Raw genomic sequence first — 17,384 nt, forward strand, 5'->3', positions numbered from 1 at the left:
TATATTTGCAGCCTTGTATGCAACAGAATTTAATTAAAAAGTAATCATAATAAACTAAAAGTAACATGCAAAACAAAGGATTTGTAAGGGTTTTTGCGATATTGCTCACACTGGTGTGTGTGTTCTATCTCTCCTTCTCTTTTGTAACTCGCCATTACACAAGTAAGGCCAAAGAGTTTGCAAAAGGCGATGTGAAAGTAGAGCAGGACTACCTCGATTCTCTGGCTAATGAGAAAGTGTATTTCGGCAATTGGACGCTGAAACAATGTCGTGAGATGGAAATCAGTTTAGGTTTGGACTTGAAGGGTGGTATGAACGTCATCCTTGAAGTTTCCGTACCCGATGTCATCAAAGTATTGGCTGACAACAAGACTGACGAAGCATTCAACCAAGCATTGGCCACTGCCGCCAAGCAAGCTACCACAAGCCAGGATGACGTGATCACCCTATTCGTCAGAGAGTATCACAAGCTTGCTCCGGGTGCTCCGCTGTCACAGCTGTTCGCAACCCAACAATTAAAAGACAAGGTAACTCAGAAATCTACCGACGCGGAAGTTGAGAAAGTATTGCGCGAAGAAGTAAAGGCAGCTGTTGACAACTCCTACAATGTACTTCGTACCCGTATCGACCGTTTCGGTGTAGTTCAGCCCAATATCCAGAGTCTGGAAGACAAAATGGGCCGTATCATGGTAGAACTTCCGGGTATCAAAGAGCCTGAACGTGTAAGAAAATTATTACAAGGTTCTGCCAATCTGGAATTCTGGGAAACATACACAGCAAAAGACGTTACTCCCTATCTGCAAGCTGCCGACACCAAGTTGCGTGCCATCGTTGCAAGCGAAACTCCGGCAGAAGAGGCAGACAGCGCAGCTACCGAAGCTCCTGCCGTAGCCCAAGCTACCAGCACAGCCGACAGTCTTGCCGCTGCTTTAAAGGGTGAAAACAAGACACAAACCGCTGACCTTGCACAAATAAAGAAAGAACACCCGCTGTTCGCAATCTTGCAAGTCAACCCCAGCGGACAAGGTCCTGTTGTAGCCTATGCCAACTACAAGGATACAGCTGAAATCAACAGATACCTTTCCATGCCGGAAGTTCAGGCCGAAATGCCGAAAGACTTGCGTCTGAAATGGGGAGTATCTCCTTATGAATATGATCCGAAAGCTCAGACTTTCGAACTTTATGCCATCCGTTCCACAGAACGTAACGGCAAGGCGCCTCTGGAAGGTGATGTAGTGGTTAGCGCCAAAGACGAATACGACCATTACGGTAAACCTGCCGTAAGTATGTCTATGAACACTGACGGTGCACGTCGCTGGGCTCAGCTCACCAAACAGAATATCGGCAAGAGCATCGCTATCGTGTTGGATGGTTATGTTTATTCCGCACCGAACGTAAACAATGAAATCACTGGCGGTAACTCACAGATTACCGGTCACTTTACTCCGGAACAAGCAAAAGACTTGGCAAACGTGTTAAGATCAGGTAAGATGCCAGCTCCTGCGCACATCGTACAAGAAGATATCGTAGGTCCTTCACTGGGACAAGCTTCCATCAATGCCGGTATCATGTCATTCATCGTAGCATTGATTCTGCTGATGGTTTACATGTGCTCTATGTACGGATTCATTCCGGGTATGGTTGCCAATGGTGCTTTGGTGCTGAACTTGTTCTTCACATTGGGGATCCTTTCCTCTTTCCAAGCAGCATTGACGATGTCCGGTATTGCCGGTATGGTGTTGGCACTGGGTATGGCTGTAGATGCCAACGTATTGATTTACGAACGTACCAAAGAAGAACTCCGTGCAGGCAAGGGTGTAAAGAAAGCATTGGCTGACGGTTACTCCAACGCCTTCTCTGCTATCTTCGACTCCAACTTGACGTCTATCATCACCGGTATTATCTTGTTCAACTTCGGTACAGGTCCTATCCGTGGTTTTGCCACTACATTGATTATCGGTATCTTGATTTCGTTCTTTACTGCCGTATTCATGACGCGTCTGTTCTATGACCATTTCATGAGCAAGGACAAACTGCTGAATCTGACATTCTCTTCCAAGATTTCAAAGAACTTGATGGCGAATGCACACTTCGACTTCATGGGCAAGAACAAATTGTGGCTGACCACTACGGGAGCTATCATAGTGATATGTATCGCTTTCCTCGCTACCCGTGGATTGAGCCAGAGTATCGATTTCACTGGTGGACGTAACTTCAAAGTACAGTTTGAGAATAAGGTAGAGCCGGAACAAGTTCGCGAGCTTATCTCCAGCAAGTTCGGCGATGCCAATGTCAGCGTTATCGCCATCGGTACGGACGGTAAGACCGTACGTATCAGTACCAACTACCGTATCGAAGAAGAAGGTAACAACATTGACTCTGAAATCGAAGCATACTTATACGAAACACTGAAACCGTTGCTGACTCAGAACATCACTTTGGAAACCTTCATCGACCGTGAAAACCATACGGGCGGAAGTATCATCAGTTCCCAGAAGGTAGGTCCGAGTATCGCAGACGATATCAAGGTTTCAGCCATCTGGTCCGTTGTACTTGCATTGATTGCCATCGGTATTTATATCCTGATCCGTTTCCGCAATATTGCATACAGTATCGGTTCAGTAGCCGCATTGGCTTGTGATACCATCATCATCCTGGGTGCCTACTCTATCTGTTGGGGCTGGATGCCGTTCTCTCTGGAAATCGACCAGACCTTTATCGGTGCCATCCTGACAGCTATCGGTTACTCTATCAATGACAAGGTGGTAATCTTCGACCGTGTACGCGAATTCTTCGGCCTCTATCCGAAGCGTGACAGATTCCAGTTGTTCAATGACTCATTGAACACAACTCTGGCACGTACCATCAATACTTCACTGAGTACTTTGATTGTGTTACTGTGTATCTTCATCCTCGGTGGTGATTCCATCCGCAGCTTCGCATTTGCCATGATTCTGGGTGTTGTATTCGGCACACTGTCTTCTCTGTTCGTTGCATCTCCTATCGCATATCTGCTGATGAAGAACAAAAAAGGTACCGAACCAGCTGTAGAAGTAGCCAAATAAGAATTTGGACAAAAAACTATAAACTAAAAAAGGAGGAAATCCGAAATGGATTTCCTCCTTTTTTGTAGTCTCGCCGGGAATCGAACCCGGATCTAAAGTTTAGGAAACTTCTATTCTATCCGTTGAACTACAAGACCTTTTGCATAGATTCTGCATATTGCAGTAGATTGCGGATGCAAAGATAATGTATTCTGTCGATTTTCCGAAAAAAGTTTTGTTAATCCGATTAACTTTACGAAATTTGTCGGTCAGTGATAGAATACAGTAACCCCCAAAAATTAATCTATAGTAATTCGTAAGTTATGGCAAACGACATGATGGTCAAAGAACTGGAGCAAGTGGTAGTCCGCTTCTCCGGAGACTCCGGCGATGGTATGCAGCTCGCCGGCAACATCTTTTCAACAGTTTCGGCTACCGTGGGCAATGATATCAGTACATTCCCCGACTATCCGGCAGATATCCGCGCCCCGCAAGGCTCACTCACCGGTGTTTCCGGTTTTCAGGTACATATCGGTGCAGAGAAAGTCTATACCCCAGGTGACAAATGCGACGTATTGGTAGCGATGAACGCCGCCGCACTGAAAACCCAATATAAGTTTGCTAAATCCACTGCTTGTATCATCATCGATACAGATGCTTTCCAGAAGTCAGACTTGGAAAAGGCCGCTTTCAAGACCGATAATCCGATAGAGGAAATGGGTATTAAGCAGGATGTCATCGCCGCCCCCATCTCGAAGATGGTGAAAGACTGCCTTGCCGACACCGGAATGGACAACAAGTCCATGCTGAAATGCCGCAATATGTTTGCAGTAGGCCTGGTATGCTGGCTGTTCAACCGCGATCTGAAAATAGCCGAAGATTTCATCCGCGAGAAATTCGCCAAAAAGCCCGAAATTGCCGGGGCAAATATCAAGGTCATCCATGCAGGATATAACTACGGACACAACACCCATGCTTCCGTAGCCCATACATATAAGATTGAAAGTAAGACTACCGTTCCCGGCAGATACATGGATATCACGGGGAACAAAGCAACTGCTTACGGTTTCATCGCCGCAGCTGAAAAGGCTGGCTTGAAGCTGTTCCTCGGCTCCTATCCCATTACTCCGGCAACCGATGTACTGCACGAACTCTCCAAGCACAAGTCTCTGGGCGTGATGACCGTGCAATGCGAAGACGAGATTTCCGGTTGCGCCACTTCTATCGGCGCCGCTTTTGCAGGTGCGCTGGCTGTGACCTCCACTTCCGGTCCCGGTGTCTGCCTGAAATCGGAAGCTATGAACCTGGCAGTCATTACAGAACTTCCGCTGGTTGTGCTCGACGTGCAACGTGGCGGTCCTTCTACCGGTCTGCCCACCAAGTCAGAGCAGACAGACTTGTTGCAGGCATTGTTCGGCCGCAACGGTGAAAGCCCAATGCCCGTCATCGCCGCCTCTTCACCCACAAGCTGTTTCGACGCAGCCTACATGGCAAGCAAAATTGCACTGGAGCACATGACCCCGGTCGTATTGCTGACCGACGGCTTTGTTGCCAATGGCTCCGGCGCCTGGAAGCTGCCCAAACTGGCAGACTATCCCGCCATCACCCCTCCCTACGTGACTTCCGAAATGAAGGACAACTATACTCCGTACAAACGCAATCCCGAAACAGGTGTCCGCTATTGGGCCATCCCCGGACAAGAAGGCTATATGCACATCCTCGGCGGTCTGGAGAAAGACAGCAATACCGGTGCCATCTCCACCGATCCCGAAAACCATGACTTGATGTGCCACCTGCGTGCCGAGAAGGTTGCCAAAATCCCCGTACCTGATGTAGAAGTGCAAGGCTGTGCAGACGATGCCGATTTGCTGATTGTCGGTTTCGGCGGTACATACGGCCACTTGTATTCGGCCATGGAAGAGATGAACAAGGCAGGCAAGAAGGTTGCCCTCGCCCACTTCACTTATCTGAATCCGCTCCCCAAGAACACGGAAACCGTTCTGAAGAAGTACAAGAAGGTGGTAGTTGCCGAACAGAATCTCGGACAATTTGCAGGTTATCTACGTATGAAGATAGACAACTTCACCCCGTACCAGTTCAACGAAGTCAAAGGACAACCGTTCGTCGTTGCCGAGCTGGTCGCAGCGTTCAATAAATTAATTGATAATTGACAGTTGACAATTGATAATAACCATGCGTAATATGCGGATTATCAATGACCAGCCACCAATTATCAACTATCAATTATCAACTATCAATTAAAAAAGATTATGTGCGAATATACAGCAAAAGACTATAAAAAAGGACAACCCCGTTGGTGTCCGGGTTGTGGTGACCACTTCTTTCTGGCTTCACTGCACAAAGCAATGGCAGAAATCGGCAAAGCTCCTTGGGAGAATGCCGTCATCTCAGGTATCGGCTGCTCCAGCCGTCTGCCCTATTACATGAATACGTATGCGATGCAGACCATCCACGGACGTGCTGCTGCCATCTCTACAGGTGCCAAGGTTGCCAATCCCAACCTGACGGTATGGCAAATCTCCGGCGACGGTGACGGTCTGGCCATCGGCGGTAATCACTTCATCCACGCCGTACGCCGTAACATCGACCTGAACATGATTCTGCTGAACAACCGCATCTACGGTCTGACCAAAGGTCAATATTCTCCGACCTCTCCACGTGGTTTCGTCAGCAAGTCGTCTCCCTATGGTACGGTAGAAGATCCATTCCACCCGGCAGAGCTTTGCTTCGGTGCCCGCGGCCGTTTCTTTGCCCGCGCGGTAGCTACCGATGCTCCGGGGACAGTGGAAATATTGAAGGCAGCCATGGCTCACAAAGGGGCTTCCGTTTGCGAGATTCTGCAAAACTGCGTTATCTTCAATAACGGTACGCATGACTCCGTAGCCAAAAAGGAAGACCGCGCCAAGAATGCTATCTACTTGAAACACGGCGAACCAATGCTCTTCGGCGAGAACAACGAATACGGACTGATGCAGGAAGGCTTTGGTCTAAAAGTCGTGAAACTCGGTGAGAACGGCATTACAGAGAAGGATATCCTCATCCACGATGCCCACTGCATGGACAACACCCTGCAACTGAAGCTTGCCCTGATGGAAGGTCCCGACTTCCCGATTGCACTCGGTGTTATCCGCGATGTGGAAGCTCCTACTTACGACGATGCTGTTCATGAACAAATCGAAGAGGTGTCTGCCAAGAAGAAGTATCACAACTTCGAGGAGTTATTGATGACGAATGATACGTGGGAAGTAAAATAAACCACTAAGATTTATTAATATCATGTTTGCACGAAACAAATAAGGTGCAAACATGATATTAATTTCCTAAAAGTAAGAGTACCTCCCTATCCTTTCTCTCCCAAACATAGATACTTATTACGCCAAACATGCAGTTCTTCCATCAAGAATAACTATATTTGCCACAGTAACCATAGTAGTCACATTTTGAAAGTAATTCTCTGATTTATACTGGCTTAATATCAATCTCACAAACCGCAGGCTGATAGCTCTTTCGTTCGAGTAATCCTTCCCGGATAAAGGTCAAAAACACTCCCACCCTGAAAAAAAATGCAACCACTGCAACTGCACCAGATTTTATTGTAGTGATAGAGCATACCTCCGATGAACAAGGCTACCAATAAGGGTCGACAACAAGACTTCAAGGGAAGAGAGGGAAATTGTGGAATACCTACTGTGGATTTTTTCCACATCTCCACACCACAAACACCCGAACTTCCCTTTTTCCCGATAGAAAATAAGCAATTGATTATCAACATTATTCATCCTTAAAAGGATAGTCTGCCTTTCGTTTGGCATACCTCTTGCTAAAATATCTGCCGAAAGGACGTAACATTTATAATAAGATAAATCAATTATTTTTCAGTAGTATGAAAATCAGGATGAGAAAACGGTGTGACATTCCACATTCAGCGTCGCACTTCCAAAAAAGTTTGATTATTGCAAGTTGGTTATTAACATTTCTTTTCACCGGAACAGCCTTTGCACAAGAGAACCGAACCATTACAGGCATTGTAAGAGATGTAACGGGAGAACCGCTTATCGGTGCCAGCGTCATACAGAAAGGCACCAACAACGGCGTCATTACCGATGTGGACGGCAACTTCACACTGACCGTTCCTGCAGATGCAACACTCTCTATCGCTTACATGGGCTATGCTACTCGGGAGATAAACCTGGCAAAACGAAAAAAGCAAGGCGACCTGAAGATTACACTCAGCGAAGATACCCAGCAACTGAAAGAAGTCGTAGTAACGGCAATGGGTATCAAAAAAGACACGAAACGTGTCGGCTATGCCATCAGTACCATCAGTGCAGACGAATTGGTAAAGGCAGGAGCACCCAACTTTGCCTCTGCCATGTACGGTAAAGCACCGGGAGTCCGCATCACACAGACACAAGGCGGTTCTGCCGGAGCTGTCTCCATCAACGTACGCGGACTGACTTCCATCACTGGAAATAACCAGCCACTCATCATTCTGGACGGTGTACCCATCCGCAACGGCGGCACGGGTAAAAGCACGGACTTCGCCGAATTTGGCAACGACGGACAAATCCGTTCCAATGGTCTGGTAGACATCAACCCAGAGGACATCGAGAGCCTCAGTATTCTGAAAGGAGCTTCCGCCACAGCTCTCTACGGCTCGGAGGCTGCAAACGGTGCGGTAGTCATCACTAGCAAGCGCACCAAAAGCGGCAAGCTGACGGTGGACTTCAATGCCCAAGTCATGGCAAACTTACCGGCTTATCTACCAAAAGTACAGACCGTATACGGGCCGGGAACCTACAACACCGCATACAGCGATTATGAGAAACAGACGGGAGGCTTCTATCAGAGAACCCTAAACGGACAAAGCTACAAAAGCCTCCGTTCCACCACCTTGTCCTTCGGCCCGAAATACGACGGCAGCGAGGTACTTTACTGGGACGGGAAGATGCGCCCCTACCAGGCACTGACCGACAACCCGTGGAAAGAGTTGTTTCGCACCGGCTGGACCCAGACTTACAATCTCGCCATCTCACAAGGGACGGAAACCACCAGCAACCGCTTCTCCTACACATTCATGGACGAGATTCCCAATGCCCTGACCGGAAGCTTCACCAAACACAACTTCAAGCTGACCGGTTCGTATCAACTGGCGAAACCGCTGAAACTGGAATACTCCCTTAACTACATCGTACAGAATGTAGAAGACCGCCCGCAAACCTCGCTCAACCTATACAGCGGTTTCGGCAACATGTTCTCCACCTTCCTGGACATTCCCTATCTGAAACAAAGTTACGTCACCAGTCTGGGATACCGTAATACCTTTGTCGGAGGAAACGCCACGCTGACTCCTGAGGAATCATGGGCCTACGACCCCAGTTACGCCACCGGAGTGAACAACATGCTGTGGAATATGTACCATCACCATAGCGACGAGACAGAGAACCGGCTCATCGGTATGATTCGCCCCACCTGGCAGATAACCAACTGGCTGAGTCTGCGCGCCCAGGTTTCAACTGATATCACAGATGTGAAGCAAACACTGAAATATGAAAGCGAACAACCCAATTCCCTATACGACCCCAACGGTAGCTTCCAGTCCATCAACCGCCGTTACGACATTGTCTATGGAGATGTTATGTTGAACTTCAACTATAATATCAACCGCTTCGACATTGCCGCCACCGTAGGCTGGACCGGACGCTACGAAAATATGAACAATATCAGGGTCTCCACCAATGGCGGGCTTGTCACGGAAAACTGGTTCGACCTCAATGCCAGCCGCTACACGCCAAGCAGTACCCTGCAACGTATGGAACTACTGAAAACCGGCTATATGGGTACACTGAGCCTGGGATGGGACAACTATCTATTCCTTGAACTGACCGGACGCCAGGAACGCTCGTCTACCCTAAAAGACCAAAGTTTTTTCTATCCTTCCGCCAATCTGAGTTTCCTCTTCACCCAAGCCTTCCACATGCCGTCATGGTGGAACTATGGAAAACTGCGCCTCTCATACGGTATCGTAGGAAATGCTCCTGAAACCTATACCGCCAATATCGTCTACGAGCAAGGTTCGGACAACGGATTCACCTGGAACACCATTCCCTCTTCATGGGGGAATGCAGATATCCGTCCGGAAAAGAAGTACGAATACGAGATAGGTCTGGAAAGCAAGTTCTTAAACAACCGGTTGGGTATAGATGTATCTTACTACAACAACCGTGTAAAGGACCAGATACTCTCCACGCCGCAACCTTCCACATCAGGCGTAAAGAATGTGTTGATGAATGTGGGCGAGGTAGCCAACCACGGCTGGGATATATCAATCAGTGCCACTCCCATACTGACCAGAGATTTCCGCTGGGACCTGACAGCCAACTATGGTGTATATAAGAACAAAGTAGTGAAACTGGCCGATGGAGTGCCCTATCTGGAAATACTCAACTCCGGAGGTAGTGGAATAAAAATACAAGCTGTGGAAGGCCAGCCAATGGGTGACATCTATGCGCAGGTTCCCCAGGTGAACGAAAACGGTGAGTACCTCGTTTCCGATAAAGGTCTTTACCTCAACCAAACCGAATTGCAGAAAGTCGGCAACATCAATCCGGCAGGCGTAGGAGGTCTATTCAACTCTTTCTCCTACAAGAATGTATTCCTCGATTTCAGTATCGACTTCCGCATCGGAGGAGATGTTATCAACGAAATGAACCAATATGCCACCGCAGTGGGTCTGACACCCGAATCCCTGAAGTACCGTGATACGGAACACGGCGGACTATCCTATTACTATCCGGGCGACAACAATTCCAGCGGAATTCCGGTACAAGTAGACCCTTCCACGGGTGTCGGCCCCAACGGAGAGATAATCTACCACGACGGCATCATTCTTCCGGGTGTAGTGGCCTCCACTGGCGAAAGAAACACACGTATCATTCCGGCAGGCTATTACTACAACACCACCTATAATTGGGGAACGGAGGCCGAACAGCTGACATACCGCCATTCGGTATTCGACAATTCTTATGTCAAACTGCGTGAATTGACCATCGGCTACCAATTTCCCGAAAAGATGATCTCCAAACTGGGACTGGGCCGGCTGAGTGTGTCGGTCTTCGGACGTAATCTCTTCTACTTCTACAAAGCACTGAAAAACTACGATGCGGAGTCGTCCGTCGGAACATCCTGGACCAACCAGGCTACCGTGGGAAGTTCTACCACAGCTACCCGCAGTTTCGGTGTTTCACTTCGTGCAAGTTTCTGACAAAACAACCATCCAAAAAACAAAAAAGAGTATGAAAAAGACAAAGATATTATCTCTTGTTTCATTGGGAGCATTCCTCCTGACAACATCAGGCTGTACGGATTATGACTTCGACAGCAAATACGAAGACCCCTCCAAAGTAACCCAAGTCACCATCAGTAATCTGATGGTAGGAGTCTTCCAAAAAGTAAAGGACTATGATGTTTACGAATACAACCGGTTCTTCGGATTCGATTCACAGTTTACGGGCAAGTATGCACAAACCTTCGGCTACTCCAACACTACGGATATGTATACCCCCGGCTATATACCCGCTATTGACGGACAGTGGGACAATGTGTATTCGGCACTGGCCCAGTTCCGTAAGCTGGAATCTCTCTACGAGGAAGAAAGCGCGGCAGAACAAGCCCAGGACGAGGCATTCTATCTTGCCGCCAAAGTACAGTTGTACGATTTCTTTGCCGCCACAGTGGACGTTTTCGGGGATATGCCTTTCTCGGAAGCTTGTACGCTGCCGCTTACCAACGATGTAGGTAAATCGTATGCTCATTATGACAAGGCCGAGGATATTTATAAAACCATTCTTGATGAGCTCAAAGAAATTGCTCCACGGTTCCGTTCCATCCCCACACCGAGGAACTTCAATACACAAGACTTTATCAACAACGGGGACATGGACAAATGGGAACGCTATGCAAACTCCTTGCGACTGCGCCTTGCCATGCGCGTAGCCGCGCAAGGAGACTTGCAGGCGGAAGGCCGTACCGCCATCAAGGAAATCCTGGAAAATCCGTCAGCCTATCCGTTGATAGAGGAACAAGAAAACAACATTCTCATTGTCAACCAGAAGTCTGGGCAACTGAACTTCACCGCAGGCCACGGACTGGGTGACTGGGTAACTAACCGACTTGCTTCGGGCGCCATCATCGACCGCATGCTGGGCCATGGCAACTATGATATGACCAGCAATGACCCACTGAGCGGCGTTTATGTGAAAGGAGAAGACGACCCGCGCATCCTGCTCAACTTCAATCCCGTGAAGATTACCAACCAAAACACCGGTCAATTGGACGAACACCGTTATCTGGGCACAGACCTTACCGTGGCAGATGAGCTGACGGAATATTACAACTCGCAGGCACAAGACGAAGTCAATACCAGCAACACCGGTTTCTCACAAATCACGCAGAAAGGTTTCTTTTGGGAAAACGATAAATTCGACATGCTGATAATGGCCTCACCCGAAATCCATTTCCTGAAAGCGGAATCCTATGAAATGGGGTATGGAGTGGCAAAGAATGAAGCAAAAGCGGAAGAAGAGTTCAAAAAGGCTGTCAGCCAGTCCATCACGCTTTACTACTATTACGACTCGGTAAGTACGGGTGAAAACGCACGCCGGTATAATGCCCCCACTGCCGAAGAAACAGCCTCTTTCGCTGCTGCCAAATGGAACAGCACGGAATATGCAGACAAGCTGGATGCTATCATTACCCAAAAGTGGCTGCATTTCGGTTTCCTAGCCAGTCGTGAGGCATGGAGTGATATCCGACGTACCGGCTATCCGTCCGGCCTGGCCTTCCCCGAAGTGGCCGGTACCATCACAAATGTGCCGAACCGCTGGAGATACCCGAATACGGAAGTCAACTACAATCCCTACTATAAAGAGGTGTCAGCCGAAGACACTTACTACCACAAACTGTTCTGGGCAAAATAAGGACTTTGTTCGCAAACCCATTTTGCCCGAAGAGTATATCATACTCACCACAGAATAACACGGATTAACACAGATTGCCTTAGGAGTTCTGATAATAAAGAGCTTTTAGCAGTGTTAATCCGTGTTATCCTGTGGTGAGTATGTATTTGCCCCCTCTGTTTCTTTTATTCCGAACAGTATCCCTCCTTTTTTAGAAATCTTAAGGATTTCCCGGTAGGGAGATTGCGGGAAACCACTGTCTTTAATGAACGACGGACAAACATCGCTTCCGCAAAAACTGAACTATAACATAACGGACTAAATGAAAAAGTATCCAAATGACTTGATTGGCGACATCATGAAAGCCTTCGGCAAATATGCCGACCGACCGGCATTCGTCATCGAAGACACGGCCTGCACTTATGGAGAGCTGGCAACTTGCGTACAGAAAATATCCTCCCTATTCAAGGACAGAGAAGACAAAATTATCGGCATCGTCGCAGAAAACAGACTGGAAACATACGCATCCATACTATCTGCACTGATTTGCGGAAAGACATACGTCATCCTGCATCCTTCCTACCCCAAACATAGGAACGACAGAATTGCCGACTCGGCAGGCATTCGCCTCGTGCTGCATACCGAGAATATCCATGTCTTGAACCTCGACACCCGGAATCTGGAACTGATATGTACCTCCGAAATAGAGCAGGCAGAGAACTCCGCCACGTTCCATGCCGCAGAAGACATCCTCCATACGGCAGAAGAGGAAAATGCCTACATCATCTTTACCTCCGGAAGCACGGGCGAACCCAAAGGAGTACCCATCTCCCGCCGTAACCTGAATGCTTTCTATACCGCCTACCACCGCCTCGGCTGGCAACTGGACGAGAACGACCGGATGCTGCAGATGTTCGAACTCACTTTTGACGTTTCCATCGTATCCTTTCTATATCCGCTGACGCTGGGTGCTTGCATATACACCGTTTCTCCGGAAGGCGTGAAATACATCAACGTAATTGAAACTCTGGAAAAATACGACCTGACCTTCGCTGCCGTGGCCCCTTCACTGCTCCAGCTGCTACGTCCCTATTTTCCGGAGATACACCTCCCCGCACTTAGATATCTAGTGGTTACTGCCGAGGCTTCTGACGCAGAGCTGTTGGATGCTTTCAGAAAATGTGTCCCCAATGCCTCTTTCATAAACCTATACGGACCGACAGAGGGAACCATCTACTGCACTGCCTACCGGATACCCGTCACCTCCTGCAAGCATCACAACGGCATGACCGCTATCGGAAGGCCTTTCGAAGGCATCGATGCCCTAATTATGGATAACGACGGTCGCCCGCTGCCTACCGGAGAAACCGGCGAACTATGGATTAGCGGCAATCAAGTGATGGGTGGATACTGGAATGCTCCCGAAAAAAACGGGGAATGCCTCGTAGAGACCGCCAATGGAAAAGTATACTACAAGACGGGAGACCTCTGCCGGATGGATGCCGACGGTGACATCATCTATTGCGGACGAAAAGACTCACAGATAAAGATACAAGGATTTCGCATCGAGCTGAGCGAGATTGAACATGTGGCAAAAAACTTTTTCAACGGTGAATGCCGTGTAGTCGTCATTCCCAAATACGACAACGGCAATCAGTGCGAACTACATCTCGTCGTAGAGAAGAAACAGCTCGACAAACAGCAGATGGAGGAATATCTGTATAGCAGGCTTCCCTACTACATGATTCCCAAGCATATGCATTGCCTGGAACAGTTTCCGCTGAACACCAGTAGCAAAACAGACAGAAAGAAAATACAAGAACTAATTTAAACTTGACAATGGATACACAGACTATTTTGAATGAAATGAGCCTCATCTTTCGGGAGGTACTGAAAAGAGAGAACATTGTACTTGACAATGAGACCACCGCCCAGGATGTGGAAGGATGGGATTCACTGACCAACATGCAACTGATAAACAAGATAGAGAAGAAATTCAATGTACGCTTCACCTTCAGAGATATTGTAAAACTCAAAAACGTGGGAGACATCTGCCATGCCATTTTAACCAAAACCAACTAGGAAATGTCATTCATATCCCTGAACTTCGTCGTACTGTTTGCGTGTACTTTCATTCTATACCATACGCTTCCTTCACGATTCAGAAAAGCGACCTTACTGACAGCCAGCTGCCTCTTCATAGGCTTCTACCACCTCGCTTTTCTGATAACGGCCCTCATCCTCACGCTTACCACCTTCTACCTTGGCAAATGGATAGGACAGGCCAAGCGGGAAAGCGGCATGAAGGGAATTTATTTTTCAGGTGTGTGTTTTCTGGTTGTAAGCTGGTTGGCATTCCGGTATGCTGACCGGCTTACAAACTGCCACATTCTCTTTCCACTGGGAATCTCTTTCTATACTTTCCAGGCCATTTCGTACCTGACAGAAATCTACTGGCAAGAAGAAGAACCGGAAAAGAGCCTGCCCGACTTCATGATATACATGCTCTTCTTCATGAAGTTCCTTTCCGGTCCCATAGAAAGAGCAAGTGACATGCTCCCCCAACTGAAGTCCTGCAAAGCCACGGACTATACATCCATGGTCTACGGAATGAGACTGATTGTCGTGGGACTAATAAAGAAACTGATACTGGCCGACTCCATCGCCCCATACATAGACGGTGTCTTCGGGTCGGTATACACAGCCTCGGGCGTGCAATTGCTGATGGCATGCCTCCTATATCCGATAGAGCTGTATGCCGACTTCTCCGGATATACCGACATCGCATTGGGAGGAGCGCGCATGCTGGGATTCAAGCTCAGCCCAAACTTCAACCGGCCGTTCATTGCACAGACCACTGCCGACTTCTGGCGCCGATGGCACATGTCGCTTTCATTCTGGGTACGCGACTATCTGTACCTCCCGTTGTCCTCGAACCTGCGTGGATGGGGACAATGGGGCGTATTTCTAAGTCTGGCGCTGACCTTCACGGGACTGGGTATCTGGCATGGTGCCGGATGGAACTTCGCTGTCTACGGACTAATTCAAGGTGTCATCATCTTCTACGAGATGAAGACCACAGCATTTCACCGCAGACTGAAAGCCCAATTGGGAAGCCGCTTATATGCCACATTATCCGTCGTAAGGACCTACCTACTTTTTGCCGTATCTCTGATATTCTTCCGGGCAAGTTCTATGGCCGAAGCGTTCCACTACATCAGCCACCTCTCCTTCGGCGTACATTACAGTTGGAAGGAAATGAACATCGGAATGCCGGACCACAACAGCATTGTGGCAGGAAGCGCACTCGTACTGATATTGGTTTACGAATATTTCATGTCCAAGCATGATTTGCTAGAAGCCCTCGGACGACAGCCGGCAGCCGTAAGATGGAGTATCTATTATCTGCTCGCCATAATACTTTTCACACTGGGACAGTTCAACTCGGACAGCTTCATATATTTACAATTTTGACAATAAAGACACATGATGAAGAAAAACAGCGAACGGAACGCAGCCATACGTTTCATGAAAAAGCTCTTTATCCTTTTTATCCCTTTTATAGCCCTACTGGCAGTCTATTTCCTGGACGACCCTTTCATGGTCCTGAAGAACTATGAACGATACGACCAAACCCCGGTTGTACTAAACGAAGGGCACGTGGGGTGGCAGATGTATCTGAACAACCGGGATACCATCCCCATCGACTCCTATATCATGGGAAACTCCTGCACTATGGCTTATCAATGCCATGAATGGGAGAAATACCTCCACGGCGGAAGAGCCGTACGGCTATTCGGAAATGCCGAAAGCCTTGCCGCCGTCTGCCTGAAGCTGAAGGCACTGGACAAGGCAGGTGCAACAATCAAGAACCTGCTGCTGATTATCGACAAGGAATCATTGCACAACGACCGTTGCCTGACCGGACATTCCAACATTCTGCCACCCGCCATATCGGGAATAAGCAGCTTCAAGTTTCAGAAGGAATTCTGCCAAGCCTTCTTCTACCCGAACTTTCTCTTCCCCTATCTGGACTACAAGCTGTTCCATACCTATCGCCCTTACATGAAAGGGGTTATAAACCCCTATGGCTCCACCCGAAACCCGGTAACCAATGACGTGTTAAATCCCAGAGAGAAAATGATAAAGGAAGAGGGAGATAAGTACTGGGAAAACCGGAAAGGAGAATTCACCAAAGAGAAAATGAAGAATTATAGAGACGGGAAATACCGGGAAGCCCCCCAAGTGCTCAGGGAAAAGCAAATCAATCTGTTGCAGGAAATAAAGTGGATTTGCCGGAAACATGATACCGATGTAAAAATCATTATCAGTCCCGACTACCTGCAAGTCAACATAAACCCTGCCGACGTAAAGACACTGAAGCGCTTCTTCGGAAAACGGAATGTATTTGATTTCACCGGTATCAACGAATACACGGAAGACATCCACAATTATTATGAACCGGGTCATTATAGGCCCGCACTTGGGAAAAGGCTGATGGAAAAGATATATGAACCTTATATCTTGTCACCGAACGCCAAATCTCCGGCATCTCCCAGCCCGGGAACGATATAGGAATGCTCGTTCATCTCCGGGTCGATTGCTGCACACCACAAGGTCACTTCATCTCCAGGGAACAGCTTTTCCAGATGCTCTACGCCCTGCTGGCTGGCTATGACACAAGCTATCTGCAACTTGGCCGGCATCCCCTTGGTGACGAAGGCCTTCCAGGCCAATTCCATACTTTCTCCCGTGGCAAGCATCGGGTCTACAATCAATAATGTCTTCTTGGACAAATCCGGAGTAGCGATGTATTCGATGTGTACATCCACCGTACGGCATTCCTTATCCTTATAATAACGGTAAGCGGAAACAAAAGCGTTCCCGGCATGGTCGAACATATTCAAGAATCCAGTATGCAAAGGCAATCCGGCACGGAAAACAGTGGCAATCACCACCTCGTCATCGGGTGTGCTGACCGACGCCACCCCCAAGGGAGTCTGTACCTGCTTGACAGAATACGTCAGTTCCTTACTCATTTCATACGCCATTATCTCTCCAATGCGTTCAATATTAAGGCGGAAGCGCATACGGTCGCCCTGGACTGCTACATCACGAATTTCCGCCACGTATTGGTTCAAGACAGAATTTGTCTCGGCAAAGTTGATAACCTTCATAATTATAGAATGTTTTGATGTGCAAAGTAAACGAATTTCACCCAATTTGCAACATTCAGTTAGCAGATATTGTTATGGTTTTATAAAAGATTTCCTATTAGAGAAAAATTTCTCTAATAGAGCTTTTCTTTAAAAAGAAAGTATTACTTTTGTAGGCGAAAAACAAGGGACCTGCTGAAAAGCAG

At 47.9% G+C, this 17,384-nt stretch carries 10 protein-coding genes and 1 tRNA gene; 9 read left to right on the forward strand and 2 right to left on the reverse strand.

Features of this window, described 5'->3' with window-relative positions:
• The first annotated feature begins 65 nt into the window (after nt 1–65).
• A complete protein-coding gene (gene secDF / locus DW896_RS18885) occupies nt 66–3,065 on the forward strand; it encodes a protein translocase subunit SecDF (RefSeq protein WP_008662577.1) in 3,000 nt (999 codons plus the stop codon).
• Nucleotides 3,066–3,130: 65 nt separating this feature from the next.
• On the opposite strand, the gene DW896_RS18890 is transcribed toward secDF, so the two are convergent.
• Nucleotides 3,131–3,202, reverse strand: a tRNA-Arg gene (locus tag DW896_RS18890).
• 165 nt (nt 3,203–3,367) lie between these two features.
• Between DW896_RS18890 and DW896_RS18900 the strand changes: the two genes are divergently transcribed.
• From DW896_RS18900 to DW896_RS18935, 8 genes are all read left to right on the forward strand, one after another.
• Nucleotides 3,368–5,215 carry a 2-oxoacid:acceptor oxidoreductase subunit alpha gene (locus tag DW896_RS18900; protein ID WP_009037628.1) on the forward strand — a complete coding sequence of 616 codons (1,848 nt, stop codon included), beginning with the start codon at nt 3,368–3,370 and terminating at the stop codon, nt 5,213–5,215.
• 99 nt (nt 5,216–5,314) lie between these two features.
• Nucleotides 5,315–6,319 (forward strand): 2-oxoacid:ferredoxin oxidoreductase subunit beta, encoded by a 1,005-nt coding sequence (locus tag DW896_RS18905; RefSeq protein ID WP_005834397.1) that lies wholly within the window; start codon nt 5,315–5,317, stop codon nt 6,317–6,319.
• Nucleotides 6,320–6,948: 629 nt separating this feature from the next.
• Nucleotides 6,949–10,329, forward strand: a complete 3,381-nt coding sequence (locus DW896_RS18910; RefSeq protein WP_371413399.1) for a SusC/RagA family TonB-linked outer membrane protein — start codon at nt 6,949–6,951, stop codon at nt 10,327–10,329.
• A 31-nt stretch (nt 10,330–10,360) separates the two neighbouring features.
• Nucleotides 10,361–12,043, forward strand: a complete 1,683-nt coding sequence (locus DW896_RS18915) for a SusD/RagB family nutrient-binding outer membrane lipoprotein (RefSeq protein ID WP_008662569.1) — start codon at nt 10,361–10,363, stop codon at nt 12,041–12,043.
• Between the two features lie 301 nt (nt 12,044–12,344).
• On the forward strand, nt 12,345–13,853 hold the full coding sequence (locus DW896_RS18920) for an amino acid adenylation domain-containing protein (RefSeq protein WP_008662567.1): 1,509 nt from the start codon (nt 12,345–12,347) through the stop codon (nt 13,851–13,853).
• Between the two features lie 8 nt (nt 13,854–13,861).
• Nucleotides 13,862–14,104, forward strand: a complete 243-nt coding sequence (locus tag DW896_RS18925) for an acyl carrier protein (protein WP_005830717.1) — start codon at nt 13,862–13,864, stop codon at nt 14,102–14,104.
• A 3-nt stretch (nt 14,105–14,107) separates the two neighbouring features.
• Nucleotides 14,108–15,496 carry an MBOAT family protein gene (locus DW896_RS18930; protein WP_008662563.1) on the forward strand — a complete coding sequence of 463 codons (1,389 nt, stop codon included), beginning with the start codon at nt 14,108–14,110 and terminating at the stop codon, nt 15,494–15,496.
• A gap of 12 nt (nt 15,497–15,508) precedes the next feature.
• Nucleotides 15,509–16,597, forward strand: a complete 1,089-nt coding sequence (locus DW896_RS18935; RefSeq protein WP_005830721.1) for a hypothetical protein — start codon at nt 15,509–15,511, stop codon at nt 16,595–16,597.
• Here the strand turns inward: DW896_RS18935 and upp are convergent.
• Nucleotides 16,540–17,199 (reverse strand): uracil phosphoribosyltransferase, encoded by a 660-nt coding sequence (gene upp / locus DW896_RS18940; RefSeq protein WP_119993701.1) that lies wholly within the window; start codon nt 17,197–17,199, stop codon nt 16,540–16,542. The genes DW896_RS18935 and upp overlap by 58 nt on opposite strands.
• Nucleotides 17,200–17,384: the final 185 nt, after the last annotated feature.

This window comes from Bacteroides sp. AM41-16, from assembly GCF_003603495.1.
Lineage (GTDB): Bacteria > Bacteroidota > Bacteroidia > Bacteroidales > Bacteroidaceae > Bacteroides > Bacteroides uniformis.

Bases quoted from the DNA above. Each gene is read 5' to 3' on its own strand.
- secDF (WP_008662577.1), top strand. From the start codon at position 66: ATGCAAAACAAAGGATTTGTAAGGGTTTTTGCGATATTGCTCACACTG.
- DW896_RS18925 (WP_005830717.1), top strand. From the start codon at position 13,862: ATGGATACACAGACTATTTTGAATGAAATGAGCCTCATCTTTCGGGAG.
- DW896_RS18930 (WP_008662563.1), top strand. From the start codon at position 14,108: ATGTCATTCATATCCCTGAACTTCGTCGTACTGTTTGCGTGTACTTTC.
- DW896_RS18905 (WP_005834397.1), top strand. From the start codon at position 5,315: ATGTGCGAATATACAGCAAAAGACTATAAAAAAGGACAACCCCGTTGG.
- DW896_RS18910 (WP_371413399.1), top strand. From the start codon at position 6,949: ATGAAAATCAGGATGAGAAAACGGTGTGACATTCCACATTCAGCGTCG.
- upp (WP_119993701.1), bottom strand. From the start codon at position 17,199: ATGAAGGTTATCAACTTTGCCGAGACAAATTCTGTCTTGAACCAATAC.
- DW896_RS18915 (WP_008662569.1), top strand. From the start codon at position 10,361: ATGAAAAAGACAAAGATATTATCTCTTGTTTCATTGGGAGCATTCCTC.
- DW896_RS18900 (WP_009037628.1), top strand. From the start codon at position 3,368: ATGGCAAACGACATGATGGTCAAAGAACTGGAGCAAGTGGTAGTCCGC.
- DW896_RS18935 (WP_005830721.1), top strand. From the start codon at position 15,509: ATGATGAAGAAAAACAGCGAACGGAACGCAGCCATACGTTTCATGAAA.
- DW896_RS18920 (WP_008662567.1), top strand. From the start codon at position 12,345: ATGAAAAAGTATCCAAATGACTTGATTGGCGACATCATGAAAGCCTTC.